This is a genomic window from Brachybacterium aquaticum, assembly GCF_014204755.1.
Lineage (GTDB): Bacteria > Actinomycetota > Actinomycetes > Actinomycetales > Dermabacteraceae > Brachybacterium > Brachybacterium aquaticum.
Genome location: NZ_JACHLZ010000001.1, coordinates 2,348,527 through 2,366,221, shown reverse-complemented (window position 1 = coordinate 2,366,221; position 17,695 = coordinate 2,348,527). Strand labels below are relative to the sequence as shown.

Sequence of the window (17,695 nt, the reverse complement as noted above, 5' to 3'; positions counted from 1 at the left end):
GACGGCACGTGCGCCCCCTCCCCGGCGGCCGCTGTGCCCCGGCCCGACTCGACTGTTTTCCGACCTGAGGAGATCCCATGGCAAGCTTCGCTCCGTCCCCCGCCGATGTCGCGGACATCGGCGTCACCGGTATGGCGGTGATGGGCTCCAACCTGGCCCGCAACTTCGCCCGCAACGGCTTCAAGGTCGCCATCCACAACCGCTCCGTCGCGAAGACCGAGAAGGTCATCGCCGAGCACGGCGGCGACGGCGAGTTCTACCCCTCCGAGTCCATGGCCGACTTCGTCGCCTCGCTGCAGAAGCCGCGCGTCGCCATCATCATGGTCAAGGCCGGCAAGCCGACCGACGCCGTGATCGACGAGCTCGCCGAGCTCATGGAGGAGGGCGACATCATCGTCGACGCGGGCAACGCCCTGTTCGCCGACACCCGTCGCCGCGAGGCCGCCCTGCGCGAGAAGGGCCTGCACTTCGTGGGCTCCGGCGTCTCCGGCGGTGAGGAGGGCGCCCTGAACGGCCCCTCGATCATGCCCGGTGGCACCAAGGAGTCCTACGACCGCCTCGGCCCGATGTTCGAGAAGATCTCCGCGCACGTGGACGGCGTCCCCTGCTGCACCCACGTCGGCGCCGACGGTGCGGGCCACTTCGTGAAGATGGTCCACAACGGCATCGAGTACGCCGACATGCAGGTCATCTCCGAGGCCTACGACCTCATGTCCAAGGCCCTCGGCATGGACGCCCCCGCCATCGGCGACGTCTTCGGCGAGTGGAACAAGGGCGACCTGGAGTCCTTCCTCATCGAGATCACCGCCGAGGTGCTCCACCACACCGACGTCACCACCGGCAAGCCGTTCGTGGACGTCATCCTCGACCGCGCCGCCCAGAAGGGCACCGGCGCCTGGACCGTGCAGACGGCCCTGGACCTCGGCGTCCCGGTCACCGGCATCGCCGAGGCCACCTTCGCCCGCTCCACCTCCGGCTCGACCCCGCAGCGCGAGGCCGCCCGCGAGGTGCTGCCGGCCGAGGCGCAGACCCTCGAGATCGCCGACAAGGACCAGTTCATCGACGACCTGCAGAAGGCGCTCTACGCCGCGAAGCTGGTCTCCTACTCCCAGGGCTTCGACGAGATCGCCGCCGGCGCCAAGGAGTACGGCTGGGACATCGACCTCGGTGCGATGGCGCGCATCTGGCGCGGCGGCTGCATCATCCGCGCCCGCTTCCTCAACCGCATCACCGAGGCCTACGAGCGCAACGCCTCGCTGCCGCTGCTGCTGGCCGACGAGTACTTCACCACCGAGATCGCCAAGTGCATCCCGGCGTGGCGCCGCATCGTGGCCTTCGCGGCCGCCTCGGGCTACCCGGTGCCGGTGTTCTCCTCGACCCTGTCCTACTACGACGCGGTCCGCTCCGAGCGCCTCCCCGCCGCCCTGGTCCAGGCCCAGCGCGACTACTTCGGCGCGCACACCTACCAGCGCGTCGACGCCGAGGGCACCTTCCACGTGGAGTGGTCCGAGGACCGTCGCGAGACCAAGCAGGACTGATCGACGTACTGCTGATCAGCTGAGCTGACGTGATCCGGGGCCCGGCCCCGGGGAACGAGGAAGGCCCGGACCGTGAGGTCCGGGCCTTCCTGTCGTCCTGGCCCCGCAGTGCCGGCGGGAGCGTGCTCCCTGGGCTCAGTACGTCGTGGTCGAGGAGCCCACGACGGCGATCATGAAGATGACGTAGACGATGATGAGGATGATCGAGATCGCCCACATGATCGCGAACGCGATCCAGGACCACTTGGTGAACTTCTTCGCGGTCGCGGGCTCCTGGTCGGCCTTGAGGTAGCCGAGCAGGCCCAGGATGCCGGGCAGGAGGCCACCGCAGAGGAAGCCGACGATCGTGGCGATCAGAGCGTTCTTCTTGATCTTCTCGACGTCGAAGCCGCCGCCGACCGGGGTGAAGCCGCCCTGGCCGGGCGCACCGTAACCGGGGTTGGGCGAGTTGAAGCCCTGGTTCTGCGAGTTGTTCGGATCCTGCGCGTCGAATCCCGAGTTGGGAGAGGTCATGGGATTCCCCTTCTTCCTGATGATCTTCCCCGGGATGTCGGCCCCGGGCCCCAGGTCGGGCGACGCGATCGTCCCGGCCCTGGCATCGGGAATCGTAACCCGCAGAGAGGGGGATCACGCGATGGGGAGGACTCCCCATGCCGTGCGCCGCGAATCCTGCGCGTGCCCCGCCCTGGCGGGCGCGCGATTCAGCCCAGGGTCACACTCAGCCCAGGGTCACACTCAGCCCAGGGTCACACTCAGCCCAGGGTCACCCGGTGCACGAGGACGGTGAACTCCTCCTGGCTGCCGGACTCCCGCGCGCGCAGACGGCCGCCCTCGAGCGAGAGCGGGCGGGCCTGCTTCACCACGACCCCGCCCTGGCCGTCCACGACCCCCAGCGGGATCTCGTCCCCGCGGGCGATCGCATCCAGGAGCCGGTCGGTGACCGACAGGTCGGTGGCGCCCTCCTCCGCCGCGCGGATCCTCGCCACCGCCTCCTGGGCGGGCAGGCGCAGCTCGGGACCCTCGACCGTGACCAGGTCGGGGTCCACGGGCCCGCCGCGCAGCGAGTGCGCGAGCTCTGCCGCCACCGGCTTCCCGTCGGGGCCGACGGCGTGCGGGGCCAGCCCGGCCTGGCGGGCGATCTGCAGCGCGAATCCCGGATCGGACAGCGTGACCGCGACCGTCGGGGCGAGTCGGTGCAGGCCGAGCGCCGTCGCCTCCGGTGCGACCTGCAGCAGGTCCAGCACCTCTGCCTCCGCGGTCAGCACCGTCGCGGCGCGGGAGACCTGCACCCGTCCGTGCCGGCGCTGTTCGTCGCGCAGCAGGTACTCCAGACCCTGGGGGACGGGGGAGCGGGAGACCTCGCCGAGCAGGGTGAGCAGCGCCTCCGCGTCGCGGCCGTCACCGAGCGCGCGCCGCACGGTCGCGGCGCTGAAGCGCAGGGTGAGCGCCCCGCCGCGGGAGACGACCTCGGTCCAGTCCAGCAGCGGCAGCAGCCGCTCCGCTGGGCGGCCCGGGATCACGGCGGTGAGGTCCGCGTCCAGCAGCACCTCGTCCACCGGCGGCGGCGCCGCATCCTCGAGCACCGCGGCCAGGCGCGCATCGGCGAGGGTGACGTCCTCGTCCAGCGCCGGTACGAGCTCCTGGCCGAGCACCGTGAGACACCCGCCGTCCAGCACCCCGAGCGCCTTCCCTTCCACGAGCAGCGCCGAGGTCTCCTCGCGCAGCACCTCGGGCGGGACGAGCGGGAACGCCCAGGCCAGCGCGGCGACGAGGGAGTCCTCGGTCGCGTCGATGCCGGGGGTGGTCAGCAGCAGGCGCAGCAGGCTCCCGCGGCGGGTGCGCACCCCGTCGCGGCGGGTGAGGTCCGACATCAGCGAGCGTCCGGTCCCGGAGGAGTCCGGGGTGCCCACCACTGCGGCGAGATGGTGGCCGCGCGCCCAGGCGAGCACCAGCTCGGCCCAGCGGCGCGGGGCGGGCAGCTGACGGTGGGCGTCCCAGTCCCTCGTGGGACGCCATTCCTGGCCGTCGTGTCCGATCAGCCCGGCCTGCCAGGCGGACTGCAGCACGGTCGCATGGTCCAGCAGCGGGGCGCCCGCCCTCTCGGCCAGGCGCCGCAGGTCCCGCTGGGGCAGCCCGCCGCGGCGCAGCACCCCGGGCGGGTCCTCGTCGAAGCCGCGCACTGTGCCCAGCAGCCGCAGCGCCTCGAAGGCCCGCTCGACGGCCTGGGCGGTGCGGGAGCCGGGGATCCGCTCGGTGACCTCGGGCCCTTCGGGGCCCGGACGCAGGGCGGTGTGGGTGCGGCGCACCCGCCCGCCGCGCAGGGCGAGATGGACCGGGCGCGGGATGTGCAGGGAGTCCCCGTCGGCCGTGACGATCCCGGCGCGGCGCAGCGCGGCCGCGAGCTTGCCCGAGCCGGTGACGGCGCTGGGGCCCCAGGCGAGGGCCTCGAGCGCCGGGCCGAGCGTCTCCCGGGCGGCCTCCACGCGGCGCGCGGCCTCTTCGGGGGACGGGTCGTCGGGGGAGACGGGCGCGAGGCCGGCGGGGGCGCGCATCCCGTCGCGCAGGGGGCGCAGCAGGTGCAGCTCGTCCTCGCCCCACACCACCGCCAGGGTGATCAGCCGTTCGAGCGCCGGGGCGATCGTGGCCGGATCGGAGGAGACGGCGTGGGCGAGGGCGGAGGGGGAGGCGCCGTCCTCGAGCACGGCGAGCGCCTCGACCAGATGAAGCTCCGGCAGGGTGAGCGAGTCCAGGGCGCGGCGGGCGGAGGTGGCGCCGCCGGCGCGGGCGGCCAGCGGACCGAGCCCGCGGGGCAGCGGGGAGGCGAGGTCCGGCCGGGCGAGGAGCAGGGCCTCCAGGCGCTCGTCGCCGAATCGTCGCAGGGAGTCCGCGAGGGACCGGATCGCAGCGGTCATGATGCGTTCCAGCATAAGGTGAGCGACCGGGACGGATCCCCGCTCCCGCCCCCATAGCCCAATCGGCAGAGGCGGCCGACTTAAAATCGGCACAGTCCGGGTTCGAGTCCCGGTGGGGGCACGCGGCCCTTCAGCGCTCGGTCAGCGCTCGGACGGCGCATGGCGGGCGCACCACCGCCGGGTCCGGGCCACAATGGATGCCATGACCTCCTCCGCAGCCGACCCCCAGCTCGCCGCCCGCCTCGACGAGGTGCTCGGACGGATCGACGACGCCGCCACCGGCGCAGGCCGGGACCCGCAGGAGATCACGCTGCTGCTGGCGACCAAGACCCGCACCCCTGCTCAGATCTCCCAGGTGATCGAGTTGCTGAGTGAGCGCGGCCGCCGGATCGCGGTGGGGGAGAACCGCGCCCAGGAGATCGCCAAGCACGCCGACCCCCTGCTCGCGGAGAACGGGGTGCCCCGCCACTTCATCGGCCGCCTCCAGACCAATAAGGCCCGGGACGTCGTCGCCTTCGCCGAACTGATCCACAGCGTGGACCGCGACGACATCGCCGATGCCCTCGCACGCCGGGCCGAGCTCGCGGAGCTGCGCCGCGACGTGCTCATCCAGGTCAACACCTCCGGCGAGGAGTCCAAGGGCGGCTACGCCCCGTCGGCCGACGAGATCGCCCCGGTGGTCGAGCGCCTGCGCGGCGGCGCGTGGCTGCGGCCCGTGGGCCTCATGACGATCGGCGCGAACACCAGCGACGAGACCGCGGTGCGCGCCTCGCTGCGCTCCCTGCGGGAGCTGCGCGACGAGGTGCGCGAGCGGCTCGGCGCCGAGGAGCTCACCGAGCTGTCCATGGGGATGAGCGGCGACCTGGAGATCGCGGTCCAGGAGGGCGCGACCATCGTCCGCGTGGGCTCGGCGATCTTCGGCCCGCGCGAGTAGCGGTCCCGCGCGAGCAGAGATGCCGCGCGAGCAGTGGGGGAGGAGCGGACTCCCTCAGCCGCGGTCGTCCGCGCCGAAGAGGAGCTGCGGCAGCCCGTTCTTGTGCTCGAGCACCTCGCAGGCCGCACCGACCGCGATCAGGTCCGTGCCGCGGGTGGAGAGCATGACCTCCACGTGCACCCAGGGCTCGTCCCGCAGCCCCTCGGTCAGCGCGTCCCGGATCGCGTCCATGCTCCGGGCGTGCTGCTCGTAGACCGTGCGCCCGCCGAGGACCACCCGGTCCACGTCCACCAGCCGCACCAGGTTCACCACCACCTCGGCGAGGATCTGCGCGCCCAGCTCCTCGTCGCCGCGCTCGAGCGCGGCGCGGTACTCGACCTGCGCGCAGCCCCGCCGCCCGCACGGGCACTGCTCCCCGCCGAGCCGCACCACCGTGTGGCCGACCTCCCCGGCATGGGAGTGGGCGCCGCGCACGATCCGGTCCTCAATGCACAGGGCCGCGCCGAGCCCGTCCTCGACGAGCACGAGCGCGGCATTGCGCAGCAGGCCCGGCTGGGACCAGGCCTCGCCCACGAGCGCCGCCCGGGAGTCGTGGTCCAGCAGCACCGGCAGGTCGAGCTCCGCGGCGAGGAGGCGGCGGATCGGGGCGCCCCGCCACGGGTCCGGGTCCGAGGTGCCGCGGTAGACGCCCTCCTCGCCGTCGACGGGACCGGGCATCCCCACGCCCACGCCGAGCAGGGTGCCGGGGCCGACGTCGACGAGCGAGCGGGTCTGCGCGGCGAGGGTCGCGATGAGGTCGGGCACGGGCTGCAGGCCGCCGGTCTCGATCTCGCGCCGCTCGAGGATCTCGCCGGTGAGGTCGACCACCACCGAGTGCAGGCGCGAGCGGGTCAGGTGCAGGCCGATCGCGCGGCGCGAGCCGGGCACGATCCGGTAGAGGGTCGTGGGCTTGCCGGGACCGGCGCCGACGGTCCCCGCCTCCTCCACGAGGCCGCGCTCCATGAGCCGGCCGAGGATCTTCGAGATCGCCTGCGGGGTGACCTGCAATTCCTGGGCCAGGGCAGCGCGCGAGACCGGGTCGCCGCGGCGGGCGACGGCGAGGACGGCGGCGTCGTGCGCGCCGGCCACGCGATCGAGCGGGGTGGTCGGTCTCACCGGCTCATCCTTGCACGGGAGGACCCCCGTTCCCGTCGTGACCGCGCACGACGGGGGAGGGCCGGCGCACTGTGACGGGTCCGATCCGACGGACCCCCTTGACGTATCGCAACAGCGTTTGCTTATTCTGTTCACCGAGGCGAAGGAGCCCGTCCGCCACCCCCGCTCCCGAAGGTCGAGGTCCTCACATGGCCACCACCGACACGGTCCGCCCGTCGTCCTCAGAACTCACGCCCACCCGGCGCCGTCTCGCACTGCTCGCGATCGCCCTTGGCGGTTTCGGCATCGGCGGCTCCGAGTTCGTCTCCATGGGCCTGCTCCCCGGCATCGCCGAGGGCCTGCTGCCCCAGCTGATGGCCTCGGACCCCGAGACCGGCATCGCCCGCGCGGGCCTCGCGATCACCGCCTACGCCCTCGGCGTCGTCGTCGGCGCCCCCACCCTCGCGCTGCTCTCCGTGCGCTGGAGCCGCAGCACCATGATCATGGCGCTCGCCATCGCGCTCGCCGCCGGCACCCTGCTCTCGGGCATGATGCCCACCTTCGAGCTCACCGTCCTCGCGCGCTTCGTCGCCGGCATCCCCCACGGCGCCTACTTCGGCGTCGCCTCGCTGCTGGCCGCCCACCTCATGGGCCCCGGCTCCCAGGGCAAGGGCACCGCGCTCGCCCTGTCGGGCCTGACGGTGGCGAACCTGATCGGCGTCCCGATCCTCACCGCCATCGGCCAGATGGCCGGCTGGCGCACCGTCTACCTGCTGCTGACCGGCGTGTTCGTCGCGACCTTCGTCGCGCTGTACCTCACCGTGCCCCAGCAGGAGAAGGTCGTCGGCCGCCGCATGGTCGACGAGCTCGTGGCGCTGAAGCGCCTCCAGCTCTGGATCGTGATCGGCATCGCCGCGATCGGCTTCTCCGGCGCCTTCGCCGTGTTCAGCTACGTCGCCGACATCACCACCACCGTCACCGGCGCCTCCGCGAGCGCCGTGCCGTGGGTGCTCGCCGCCGCCGGGCTCGGCATGACCATCGGCAACGTGGTGGGCGGCGTGACCACCGACCGCTCCCTCAAGGGCACCCTGCTGATCGGCTTCCCGCTCTACATCACCGCCCTCGTGGTGCTCTTCGCCGTCGCCCACACCTCGCTCGCCGCGCTGATGATCGCCTTCTTCGCGGTGAACCTGGTCAACTCCTCGCTGAGCCCGGCCATGCAGACCTGGATGATCCGCATCGCCCACCGCTCCGAGCTGCTCGGCGCCTCGATGAACCAGGCCGCCTTCAACGTCGCCAATGCGCTCGGCGCCGCCGTCGGCGGTGCGGTGATCGCCGCGGGCTTCGGCTTCCGCGCCCCGATGGTCGTCGCGATCGTGCTGGCGAGCACCGGCTTCGTCATGGTCGTCGCCACCCTCGTGGCACTGAAGGTCCGCTCGCGCCGCACCCTCCAGGTCCTCGCCGAGCACGAGGAGACCATCACCGGCTCCATCCCGGTGGTGACCCCCGCCGGCGTCTGAGCCGAACTCGCCCGGGTGCTCGCCCGGACCCTTCGCAGGAGCCCGCGGCCACTCGGTCGCGGGCTCCTCGCGTCGGTGCGTGCGACGGTGGGTGGGGCGGTGTGTGCGGCGGTGCGTGTGATGTGCGGCCGACGGGGCCCGACGGCCCGTGACCCTACCTCGGCTTGGGGCTATCATCGGTCTCGCTTATCCGTCACAGTCGTTCATCGGGCCAGGTGGCCGGGGCGTCCACGTCCTACAGTGACCGCATCCGACCACCCGAGGACCGAGGAGCTCCAGTGCACATCCAGACCGCCGCCGTGCAGACCCTGCGGGACTTCGAGCACGGAGCCGTGGTCCCGCCGGTGCACCTGGCGTCCACCTTCGAGCTCGACCCCGCCACCGAGGACGGCGCCTTCGCCTACCAGCGAGGCTCCAACCCCACCCGCGCCCAGCTCGAGACCGTGCTCGCGGCACTCGACGACGCCGCCCACGGCTTCGCCTTCGCCTCCGGCATGGCCGCGACCGCCGCCGCCCTGTCCACCCTCGAGGTGGGCGACGAGGTGATCCTCTCCGCCAGCGTCTACGGCGGCACCTACCGCCTCGTGGACCTCGTGCTGCCCGGGCGCGGGATCACCGGCCGCTTCGTGGACGACCTCGACGCCCTCACCGACGAGGACTTCACCCCCGCCACCAAGGCGGTCTTCATCGAGACCCCCGCGAACCCGACCCTGCGCATCACCGACCTGCGCCGCATCGCCGAGCTCGCGCACCGCCACGGCGCCCTGGTCATCGTCGACAACACCTTCATGACCCCCGTGCTGCAGAAGCCGCTCGCGCTCGGCGCCGACGTGGTCGTGCAGTCCGCGACCAAGTACCTCGCCGGTCACTCCGACCTGCTCGCCGGCACCGTCACCACCAACGACGACCGCCTCGCCGACGCCTACCGCCTCGCCCAGAAGGCGCAGGGCGGGGTGCTTCCGCCGCAGGACTCCTTCCGCCTCATCCAGTCCATCAAGACCCTCCCGCTGCGCCTCGAGCGCCAGCAGGCCAGCGCCGAGCGGATCGTCGAGCACCTCGCCGACCACGACCGCATCGCCCAGCTGTGGTACCCGGGCCTGCACAGCGAGGAGGAGGCGCGCGTCCACGCCTCCCAGGCCTCCGGCCGCGGTGCCGTGCTGAGCTTCGAGCTCGCCGGAGGCCTGGACCGCGTGGCCTTCCTCAAGGCCCTGCGCTTCCCCGCTTACGCTGTCAGCCTCGGCGGCGTAGAGTCCCTGATCTGCCGCCCGGCCACCATGACCCATGAGGCCATGACCCCCGAGGCCCGCGCGAACGCCGGCATCAGCGACGAGATGCTGCGCCTCAGCGTCGGCATCGAGCACGTCGACGACCTGATCGCCGATCTCGACCAGGCCCTCGCCGCCGCCGGCTGATCCCGCCGGCGGGCACCGTCGGCCGAACCCGACGCCCGCCCCAGGCTCCCCCCGCCGACCACCCCGTCGGCCGCCCCCATCCCCACCCACCCGGAACGAGGACATCCCATGAGCACCAGCTCCCGCCCCACCCGACGACTCGCCCTCGCCCTCGGCGGCACCTCCGTGCTCGCCGTCCTCGCCGCCTGCTCCAGCGGCGGCGGCAGCGGCTCCGGCGCCTCCGACGGCGGCAGCGCCGGCGGCGAGGACGTCCTGGCCCGCATCCAGGAGTCCGGCACCGTGCGCATCGGCCTGGAGGGCACCTACCGCCCCTACGCCTACCACGACGAGACCGGCGCGCTGGTCGGCTTCGAGAAGGAGATCGCCGACCTCGTGGCCGAGGGCCTCGGCGCGGAGCCGGAGTACATCGAGACCGAGTGGGACTCCCTCATCGCCGGCCTCGACGTGGACCGCTACGACCTCGTGATCAACAACGTCGGCATCACCCCCGAGCGCCAGGAGGTGTACGCCTTCTCCGAGCCGTACGCCCGCTCCATCGGCCGCATCGCCGTGCCCGCCGACTCCGAGATCCAGACCGTCGATCAGATCGAGGGTGCCCGCGCCGCCCAGTCCGCGACCAGCAACTGGGCCGCGCAGATGGAGGAGCTCGGCGCCGAGATCGTGCCCGTCCAGGGCTTCGCCGAGGCCATCGAGCTGGTCCTCCAGGGCCGTGCCGACGCGACCGCCAACGACTTCATCTCCTTCCAGACCTACCAGGAGGAGCACCCCGACGCGCAGTTCCGCCTGCTGGACGCCGAGCTGCCCGTCGACGTCGAGGTCGGCGTGATCATGCAGCAGGGCCAGCAGCCGCTGCTCGACGAGGTGAACTCCATCCTCGACGGGCTCAAGGAGGACGGCCGCCTGACCGCCATCTACGAGGAGTGGGTGGGTCAGGACATCACCCCGGGGAGCTGAGCCGGCGTGCCCCGCTTCCTCGAGCTCTGGATCGAGTCCCTGCCGCGGCTGCTGGCCGCGCTGGTCGAGATCACGATCCCGCTGTCGCTCATCTCCTTCGCGATCGCGCTGGTGATCGCCGTGGCGGTGGCGCTGGTGCGGCTGTACGCCCCCGCCCCGCTGAAGGCGATCGCCTGGGCGTACGTCCAGGTGTTCCGCGGCACCCCGATGGTGGTGCAGCTGTTCATCGTGTACTTCGGCCTGCCCGGCATCGGGATCGAGCTGGCCGCGTTCCCGGCGGCGGTGATCACGCTCGCCCTGAACACCGGCGCCTACGCCTCCGAGGCGGTGCGCGCCTCGATCCTGTCGATCCCGCGCGGCCAGTTCGAGGCGGCGCGCTCGCTGAACCTGTCCCGCAGCGCGACCTTCCGCAAGGTCGTCGCGCCGCAGGCGCTGCGGATCGTGCTGCCGCCGCTGGCCAACGACTTCATCGACCTGGTCAAGGGCACCAGCCTCGTCTTCGCCATCACCCTGATCGACCTGTTCCAGGTGGGGCGCCAGATCGCCGCAGCCACCTACGAGCCGCTGATCATGTACACGCTGGTGGCGCTGATCTACCTGGCGCTCGTGTCGCTGCTGAGCCTCTGCCAGAACCAGCTCGAGAGGAAGGTGTCCGCCCATGTCCGCACCTGAGACCCCGGCACCCGAGGACGGGACCGGCTCGTCCCTGCGCGTGCGCGGCCTGCGCAAGACCTTCGGCGACCTGGTGGCGCTGGACGACGTCTCCCTGGACGTCGAGCGCGGCACCACCACCGTGCTGCTGGGCCCCTCGGGCTCCGGCAAGTCCACGCTGCTGCGCTGCCTGAACCTGCTCGAGCAGCCCGACGCCGGCACCATCGACCTCGGCGACGGGCCGATCGAGGTGGGCGGGAAGCTGCCGGCCCGCACCGTCCGCGCGATCCGCTCGCGCTCGACCATGGTGTTCCAGCAGTTCAACCTCTTCCCGCACCTCACGGCGCTCGGGAACGTCACCCTCGCCCCGATGGAGAACCGCGGCCTGGACCGCGCCGCCGCCGAGGCGCGGGGACGGGAGCTGCTGGGCAAGGTGGGGCTCGCCGAGAAGTCCGACGCCTACCCCGATCGCCTCTCCGGCGGGCAGCAGCAGCGCGTCGCGATCGCCCGGGCGCTCGCGATGGACCCCGACTTCCTGCTCTTCGACGAGCCGACCTCGGCGCTGGACCCCGAGCTCGCCGCCGAGGTGGTCGCGGTCCTCGCTGACCTCGCCTCCGAGCACCGCACCCTCGTGGTCGTCACGCACTCCCTCGCCTTCGCGCAGCGGGTCGCGGACCGGGTGGTGTTCCTCGAGGACGGGAAGATCCTCCAGGACGGCACGCCCGAGGAGTTCTTCTCCAGCACCGACGAGCGCCTGCGCCGCTTCCGCGAGGTCATCAGCTCCGTCTGAGCGGTCGGGCAGAGCAGGAGCAGGCGCGCAGAGCGGTCGGGGAGGGGCCGGCCGACGGGTGAGGTCGGGGGTCGGCCGACGGAAGCGGGCACGCCCGCAGGATCTCGATCCGCTCACGGCGCAACCCGTGCCCAGGTGGGATTCGGCTTTCCCCGTTAGGCTGGACGGGTCGGTCCGTCGGGCCGCCCGCGCGGGTGCCCGGCGTCGACCCCCTTTTCGTTCCCAGGTGAGGAGTCACATGGCACGCCACAACATCGTGTTCGGCCGTGACCAGGCAGTGCAGGGCGGTTCATCGTACAACGCCCCGCGCTTCGGCCAGGCCGCGCAGACCGGACCCGCCCAGAACACCCAGTGGTCCTCGGGCTTCGACCAGACGCAGCAGTCGCCCGAGAACCTCGAGGCGATGTATGCCCGTCCCGCCGCGACCGGGTACGACACCGGCCGCATGACCATCAAGGACGCGCTCAACGCGATCACCGCGACCCTCGGCATCATCGTGGTCGTCGGCTTCGTCATCGCGATGATGCCGTTCGCGCTCAGCCTCGTCGCCGGCCCGTCCGGTGCGCAGCTGGGCCTGGTCGTCGCCGGTGGTGCGACCCTCATCGGCGTCATCGGCGGGCTCGTGATGTCGCTGGTCAACATCTTCAAGAAGCAGCCGTCCCCGGCCGCGGTCATCGGCTACGCCGTCTTCGAGGGCCTGTTCCTCGGCGGCCTGTCCGGGTCGATGGAGTACATCTACCCCGGCATCGCGCTGCAGGCCGTGGTGGGCACCCTTGCCGTCGCCGGCACCGTGCTGGTCTTCTTCCGCATGGGGGTCCTGCGCACCTCCCCACGCCTGAACAAGATCTTCTTCGTCGCGCTGATCGCCTACATGATCTTCGGCCTGGTGAACATCGGCTACCTGCTCATGACGGGCACCAGCCTGCGCGAGGGCATGATCGGCCTGATCATCGGCGGCCTCGCCGTGGTCATGGCCTCCTACTCGCTGGTGATGGACTTCGAGGACGTCCAGCACGCGGCCGAGGCCGGGGTCCCGCAGAAGTACGCCTGGCGCCTCGCCTTCGGCCTCGCCGTGACCATGGTGTGGCTGTACGTCGAGATCCTGCGCATCCTCTCCATCCTGCGCGGCAACGACTGACGCGCTGGCGGAACCGATGCGCTGTAGGACCTGATGCGCTGACGCAGGAGGCAGGGGAGCGCGAGGCATCCCCCGCACCTCCCACCGCGACTCCGTATGCTGAGCGGCGGGCCCCTCCGGGGGCCCGCCGCTCCGCGCATCCGGGCCCAGCAGTCCGGACCCACCGCCAGTCGGGCTGCTCGCCGCACCCGGCCGACCCCGCCCAGGAGGCTTCCCCGATCATGGCGCTGTGGCAGTGGGTGCTGGACAACTGGGTCCTGGTGGGCACCTACCTGTACGCGGCCGTCGACGTGGTGCTTCGCCTGGTCAGCTTGATCCTGGTGCCGCGCAACCGCCGCCCCGGCTCCGCGCTGGCATGGCTGCTGGCCATCATGGCCCTGCCCATCGTCGGCTTCCCCCTGTACCTGATCCTCGGCAAGGCGCAGCTGCCGCGCCGGCGCCGGATCAAGCAGCGGGACGTCACCGCCCTCATGCACGAGCGGGCCGTGGACATCCCCGACAGCGCGCTCGACGAGGACGTGCCCAGCTGGCTGCAGTCCGCGGTGCGGCTGAACCGGGAGCTGGGCGCGTTCCCGCTGACGGGCAACAACTCCGCGGACCTCGAGATCGACTACGACACCTCGATCGCGCGCATAGCCGCGGACATCCGCACGGCCCGCAGCGAGGTCCACGTCCTCTTCTACACGATGGCCCTCGACGAGATCACCGAGGACTTCTTCGCCGCCCTCACCGAGGTCGCGGACCGCGGGGTCAAGGTCCGCGTGCTCTACGACCACTGGGGCTCGATGAGCCACGGCAAGTGGTACCGGGCGATGACGCGCCTGCTGGACGCGCACCGCATCGAGCACTACCCGATGATGCCGATCAAGCCCTTCCGCGACGGCGCCTTCCAGCGCCCGGACCTGCGCAACCACCGCAAGCTGCTGATCATCGACGGTCAGGTGGGCTGGATGGGCAGCCAGAACATGATCGCCGCCCACTACGACAAGCCCTCGAACATCCGCCGCGGCCTGCACTGGCAGGAGACGATGGTGCGCCTGCGCGGCCCGGTCGTCTCCGAGCTGAACCTGCTGTTCGCCACCGACTGGTACTACGAGTCCGACGAGCAGCTGGACGAGAAGACGCTCGTGACCGCGCCGCAGGACACCTCCGGCAGCTACGAGTGCCAGGTCGTGCCCAGCGGTCCGGGCTTCGTCCTCGAGAACAACCTGCTGCTGTTCAACCAGCTGTTCTACAACGCCACCCGCAGCATCCGCGCCGTCAGCCCCTACTTCGTGCCCGACGAGTCGATGCTCTCGGCACTCATCACCGCCGCCCGGCGCGGTGTCGAGGTGGAGCTGTTCGTCTCCGAGATCGGCGACCAGTTCCTCGTCTTCCACGCCCAGCGCTCCTACTACTCCGCGCTGCTCGAGGCCGGGGTGCGGATCTGGCTCTACCGGGCCCCGACGATCCTGCACGCCAAGCACGTCACCATCGACGACTCCGTGACGGTGATCGGCTCGTCCAACATGGACATCCGCTCGTTCATCCTGGACATGGAGAGCTCGCTGATGGTGGGCGGCACGGACTTCATGGAGAAGATGGAGGAGGTCGAGGACGTCTACCGCTCCCGCAGCCGCGAGCTCACCCTCGAGGAGTGGGAGCAGCGCCCCCGGATCATGCAGGCGATCGACAACCTCTGCCGCCTCGCGTCCTCGGTGGTCTGAGTGGACTCAGCCGATCCCGGTGAGGGACTCGTAGCCCTCGCCGGCCGCCTCCTCATGGGCGGTGATCCCGACGGCCGTGTCCTGGACGAAGGCGCTGGGGCCCTGCGGGGTGTCCAGCACGACCACCGCCACATCGGTCGCGGTCGTGCCCGGCACGTCGATCTTCGCGAAGTTCACCGTGGCCGTGGTGCGGTACCCGGACAGCCCCGCAATGGTGACGGGCTGGGTCACCTGGTCGTCCAGCGAGCGCCCCTGGGTGTCGCCCCACACGCTCGCCGAGAAGTAGCAGGTGAGGATCCGCTGCGAGGCGACCTCGGCGCCCGGGTACTCGATCCCCGGCTGCCACTCGACCGCGCCGACGGTCATGGTCGAGGCCCAGCCGTCACTGCCGGGCACGATCGCCTGCGCGCTCTGGATGTCGTTCATGTACGACAGCCCCGAGGGGCTCAGGCGCCCGTCGAAGGCGGGCGGCGGGATGAACTGCAGACCGCCCCCGCGCAGCTTGCCCGAGGGGTTCGAGGACGTCCGTTCCGCCGAGTCGGGACGCCAGCACCGCTCCTCCTCGACGTTCGTCGGCGAGGCGGAGGACGAGTCCGTGTCGGTGACCGACTCGGTCGCGGTGCCCGACTCGGTGGGGGAGGAGGTCTGGTCGCCGGCACCGCTGTCGCCCCCGGAGCGCAGAACCAGGTATCCCACGGTCCCGCCGACGATCAGGAGGAACACCACGGCGAACGCGATGCCTCCGACCAGCAGCGCGTTGCCGCGGCCGCCTCCGCCGGGGGAGGAGGGCTGGGGGGAGGTGTACTGCGGTCCGGTGTGCACGGCTGCTCCTGGGAACGGGGACTGGGGACCCTCAAGGGGTCCTGGAGGAGGGAGGAGGGAGGGTCATTCGACGACCTCGAGGCTCGCGATGATCTCCTCGAGGTTCGCGGCGTGCTCGGGGACGTCGGCGGCGACGTCCCCGACGAGGGCGCTGGGGCCGTTCGGGGTCTCCACGACGATCGCGGTGACGCTCGAGGCCTTCGAGGACTCCAGCAGGTCGGGGTCCTCGAAGTGGTAGGTGGCCTGCACGATCCATGCCGCCTCGCCGTCCACCGTCATCACCTCGGAGCGGTAGTCGGTCACCTGCGGGTTCTCACCGAAGAAGGAGAGCACTCCGGTGGTGGTGGCGTAGCACTGGAAGAGCGCGACGGCCGCGTTCTCGAGGCCGGGGTAGCCGCCCTCGTCCTCCGGGAAATCGACCCGGCCGAGGTTCACGACGCTGTACCAGCCGGCCTCGACGTGCCGCCCCTCGGCGTCCAGCTCGGTGAGGTACGGGAGTCGGCCGGGGGCCCATCCGTCGTCCCAGCCGTCGGGCTGCGTGTACTGCAGCCCGCCACCGCGCACCGTCCCGGGCGCGGCCGACGGGGCGGAGCCGCCGTCGGACGGGATCGTGCACTCCGTGGTCGGTGCCTGCGTGAAGATCGGCGGGGGCGGCGCGATGTCCGGGTCCTTGGGATCCGGCACGTACTCGGAGTGGCCTTCCGCGCTGCGCGGACCGGTGTCGAAGGCGGTGGGATCCGGGTCGGCCAGTGCCGAGCGGAACACGGTCTGGGAGAGGATCAGGGCGAGGACGGCGAGGATGACGACCGTGCCTGCGATCACGGCGATCATGGTGTTCCGGGTGCGATGGCGCGCTTGCTCGCTCGGCTCGCCGAGCAGCTCCGGGCCGGAGGTGGCCGCGTAGTCGGGCAGTCCCGCGCGGTCGCCGGCGGCGGAGAAGTCGGGCAGGGAGGACGGCGAGTCGTCCGGCGCTCCGGCAGAGCGCTGCGGCTCCTGACTCATCGCACCTCCCCCTGCGCGTCCCGTCCGCGGGGCGCCCCCTCGGCTCCCGTCGGGGGCGATTCTCCCATGGCACATGCCGTTCCCCGGGTATCAGGATAGGGAAGCCAGGAGCGGTTGGTACTCTCCGCTCACGGAGCAGGCCGGGAGCACCGGCAGGCCAGAGCCCACCCGCCGTGAGATGGAGACCGCATGCGCCCGCCCCTCGTCCTGACCATCGCCGGCTCGGAGTCCGACGGCGCCGCCGGCGTCCAGGCGGACCTGAAGACCTTCACGGCGCTGGGCTCCTACGGCGCCTCGGCGGTCACCATGGTCACCTCCGTCTCGCCCCGCGGTGTGCGCTCGGTGCATCCGCTGCCGCGCGAGGTGGTGCGCTCCCAGATCGACGCGGTCGCCGAGGACCTGCTGCTGGACGCCACCAAGATCGGCTCCCTCGGCAGCGCCGCGGTGGTCGAGGAGGTCGCCGCGGCTGTGCGTGCGCATCGCGACCGCTTCGGCGTGATCGTGCTGGACCCGGTGATGGTCAGCGCCGACGGTACCGCGCTGATCTCCGCCGAGGGCGCCGCCGCCGTCGGGACCTCGCTGCTGCCGCTGGCGGACGTGCTCAGCCTGAACATGGCCGAGGCCGCGCAGCTGCTGGGCCGGCCGCTCGCCACCTCCATCGACGAGATGCGCGACCAGGCCCTGGCGCTGCAGGCCACGGGCCCGGACACCGTGCTGATCACCGGCGGGCGCCTCCCCGGCGAGGACGTCGTGGACCTGCTCGTCCATCCCGGCGGCACCGACCTCCTGCGCGCCGAGCGCATCACCGGGAGGCGCGTCCGCGGAGCGGGCACCACCCTGTCCGCGGCGATCACGGCCCAGGTGGCGCGCATCGCCGAGTTCGACCGGGTCGGGGAGCTCGACGAGATCGGGGAGGCCGGGACGGCCGACGACTTGGTCACCATCGTCGCCTCGGCCCGCGAGTTCGTCGCCAGCGCCACCGAGAACGCCCAGGACTGGCGACTGACCCGCGGCGGCGACGGCTACGGACCGGTGAACCACCTCATCACGCTGGACAAGGACTGAGCGACGAACTGGCGAGGGACGAGCCGGGAGGAGCGCAGTCGATCGTGCGGAGCCTGAGCGACGAACTGGCGAGGGACGAGCCGGGAGGAGCGCAGTCGATCGGGCGGAGCCTGAGCG

General features: G+C 71.9%; 15 protein-coding genes and 1 tRNA gene. 11 read left to right on the top strand and 5 right to left on the bottom strand.

What is annotated here, in order from left to right; genetic code table 11:
* The first annotated feature begins 77 nt into the window (after positions 1–77).
* A complete protein-coding gene (gnd, locus tag HNR70_RS10595; RefSeq protein ID WP_184325629.1) occupies positions 78–1,538 on the top strand; it encodes an NADP-dependent phosphogluconate dehydrogenase in 1,461 nt (486 codons plus the stop codon).
* Between the two features lie 135 nt (positions 1,539–1,673).
* Here gnd and HNR70_RS15920 read toward each other — a convergent pair whose 3' ends face one another.
* Positions 1,674–2,051, bottom strand: a complete 378-nt coding sequence (locus HNR70_RS15920; RefSeq protein ID WP_246375199.1) for a hypothetical protein — start codon at positions 2,049–2,051, stop codon at positions 1,674–1,676.
* A 239-nt stretch (positions 2,052–2,290) separates the two neighbouring features.
* Positions 2,291–4,450 carry a helicase-associated domain-containing protein gene (locus HNR70_RS10585; RefSeq protein ID WP_184325628.1) on the bottom strand — a complete coding sequence of 720 codons (2,160 nt, stop codon included), beginning with the start codon at positions 4,448–4,450 and terminating at the stop codon, positions 2,291–2,293.
* Positions 4,451–4,497: 47 nt separating this feature from the next.
* Here HNR70_RS10585 and HNR70_RS10580 point away from each other — a divergent pair.
* Both HNR70_RS10580 and HNR70_RS10575 read left to right on the top strand, forming a co-directional pair.
* Positions 4,498–4,571: transfer RNA gene (locus HNR70_RS10580), tRNA-Leu, on the top strand.
* An 81-nt stretch (positions 4,572–4,652) separates the two neighbouring features.
* Positions 4,653–5,384, top strand: a complete 732-nt coding sequence (locus HNR70_RS10575; RefSeq protein WP_184325627.1) for a YggS family pyridoxal phosphate-dependent enzyme — start codon at positions 4,653–4,655, stop codon at positions 5,382–5,384.
* Positions 5,385–5,438: 54 nt separating this feature from the next.
* On the opposite strand, the gene HNR70_RS10570 is transcribed toward HNR70_RS10575, so the two are convergent.
* Positions 5,439–6,539, bottom strand: a complete 1,101-nt coding sequence (locus tag HNR70_RS10570) for an ROK family transcriptional regulator (RefSeq protein ID WP_184325626.1) — start codon at positions 6,537–6,539, stop codon at positions 5,439–5,441.
* A 188-nt stretch (positions 6,540–6,727) separates the two neighbouring features.
* Here HNR70_RS10570 and HNR70_RS10565 point away from each other — a divergent pair, with 188 nt between their 5' ends.
* The 7 genes from HNR70_RS10565 (at position 6,728) to cls (ending at position 14,689) form a co-directional block, all read left to right on the top strand.
* Complete coding sequence (locus HNR70_RS10565; protein WP_184325625.1) at positions 6,728–8,038, top strand: MFS transporter; 1,311 nt, start codon at positions 6,728–6,730, stop codon at positions 8,036–8,038.
* 278 nt (positions 8,039–8,316) lie between these two features.
* Entirely contained in the window at positions 8,317–9,450 is a 1,134-nt protein-coding gene (locus tag HNR70_RS10560; protein WP_184325624.1) for a trans-sulfuration enzyme family protein, read from the top strand.
* A gap of 108 nt (positions 9,451–9,558) precedes the next feature.
* The gene (locus tag HNR70_RS10555) at positions 9,559–10,404 is read left to right on the top strand and encodes a transporter substrate-binding domain-containing protein (RefSeq protein ID WP_184325623.1); all 846 of its coding nucleotides are present in this window, start codon (positions 9,559–9,561) and stop codon (positions 10,402–10,404) included.
* A gap of 6 nt (positions 10,405–10,410) precedes the next feature.
* Positions 10,411–11,076, top strand: coding sequence for an amino acid ABC transporter permease (locus tag HNR70_RS10550; protein WP_184325622.1), 666 nt, complete (start codon positions 10,411–10,413; stop codon positions 11,074–11,076).
* The gene (locus HNR70_RS10545; RefSeq protein WP_184325621.1) at positions 11,063–11,845 is read left to right on the top strand and encodes an amino acid ABC transporter ATP-binding protein; all 783 of its coding nucleotides are present in this window, start codon (positions 11,063–11,065) and stop codon (positions 11,843–11,845) included. The genes HNR70_RS10550 and HNR70_RS10545 overlap by 14 nt, the downstream gene beginning before the upstream one ends.
* Before the next feature lie 238 nt (positions 11,846–12,083).
* Complete coding sequence (locus tag HNR70_RS10540) at positions 12,084–12,983, top strand: Bax inhibitor-1/YccA family protein (RefSeq protein ID WP_184325620.1); 900 nt, start codon at positions 12,084–12,086, stop codon at positions 12,981–12,983.
* Between the two features lie 221 nt (positions 12,984–13,204).
* Positions 13,205–14,689: a cardiolipin synthase gene (cls, locus tag HNR70_RS10535; protein ID WP_184325619.1), complete on the top strand. Its 1,485-nt coding sequence runs from the start codon at positions 13,205–13,207 to the stop codon at positions 14,687–14,689.
* A 6-nt stretch (positions 14,690–14,695) separates the two neighbouring features.
* Here the strand turns inward: cls and HNR70_RS10530 are convergent, their stop codons facing one another.
* Both HNR70_RS10530 and HNR70_RS10525 read right to left on the bottom strand, forming a co-directional pair.
* Positions 14,696–15,511 carry a hypothetical protein gene (locus tag HNR70_RS10530; protein WP_184325618.1) on the bottom strand — a complete coding sequence of 272 codons (816 nt, stop codon included), beginning with the start codon at positions 15,509–15,511 and terminating at the stop codon, positions 14,696–14,698.
* Positions 15,512–15,574: 63 nt separating this feature from the next.
* Complete coding sequence (locus tag HNR70_RS10525) at positions 15,575–16,513, bottom strand: hypothetical protein (RefSeq protein ID WP_184325617.1); 939 nt, start codon at positions 16,511–16,513, stop codon at positions 15,575–15,577.
* A gap of 189 nt (positions 16,514–16,702) precedes the next feature.
* Here HNR70_RS10525 and thiD point away from each other — a divergent pair, with 189 nt between their 5' ends.
* Positions 16,703–17,578: a bifunctional hydroxymethylpyrimidine kinase/phosphomethylpyrimidine kinase gene (gene thiD / locus HNR70_RS10520; protein ID WP_184325616.1), complete on the top strand. Its 876-nt coding sequence runs from the start codon at positions 16,703–16,705 to the stop codon at positions 17,576–17,578.
* Positions 17,579–17,695: the final 117 nt, after the last annotated feature.

What these genes read in the sequence shown, in the direction of transcription:
- gnd (WP_184325629.1), top strand. Translation starts at nt 78, where the DNA reads ATGGCAAGCTTCGCTCCGTCCCCCGCCGATGTCGCGGACATCGGCGTC.
- HNR70_RS15920 (WP_246375199.1), bottom strand. Translation starts at nt 2,051, where the DNA reads ATGACCTCTCCCAACTCGGGATTCGACGCGCAGGATCCGAACAACTCG.
- HNR70_RS10585 (WP_184325628.1), bottom strand. Translation starts at nt 4,450, where the DNA reads ATGACCGCTGCGATCCGGTCCCTCGCGGACTCCCTGCGACGATTCGGC.
- HNR70_RS10575 (WP_184325627.1), top strand. Translation starts at nt 4,653, where the DNA reads ATGACCTCCTCCGCAGCCGACCCCCAGCTCGCCGCCCGCCTCGACGAG.
- HNR70_RS10565 (WP_184325625.1), top strand. Translation starts at nt 6,728, where the DNA reads ATGGCCACCACCGACACGGTCCGCCCGTCGTCCTCAGAACTCACGCCC.
- HNR70_RS10555 (WP_184325623.1), top strand. Translation starts at nt 9,559, where the DNA reads ATGAGCACCAGCTCCCGCCCCACCCGACGACTCGCCCTCGCCCTCGGC.
- HNR70_RS10545 (WP_184325621.1), top strand. Translation starts at nt 11,063, where the DNA reads ATGTCCGCACCTGAGACCCCGGCACCCGAGGACGGGACCGGCTCGTCC.
- HNR70_RS10540 (WP_184325620.1), top strand. Translation starts at nt 12,084, where the DNA reads ATGGCACGCCACAACATCGTGTTCGGCCGTGACCAGGCAGTGCAGGGC.
- cls (WP_184325619.1), top strand. Translation starts at nt 13,205, where the DNA reads ATGGCGCTGTGGCAGTGGGTGCTGGACAACTGGGTCCTGGTGGGCACC.
- HNR70_RS10525 (WP_184325617.1), bottom strand. Translation starts at nt 16,513, where the DNA reads ATGAGTCAGGAGCCGCAGCGCTCTGCCGGAGCGCCGGACGACTCGCCG.
- thiD (WP_184325616.1), top strand. Translation starts at nt 16,703, where the DNA reads ATGCGCCCGCCCCTCGTCCTGACCATCGCCGGCTCGGAGTCCGACGGC.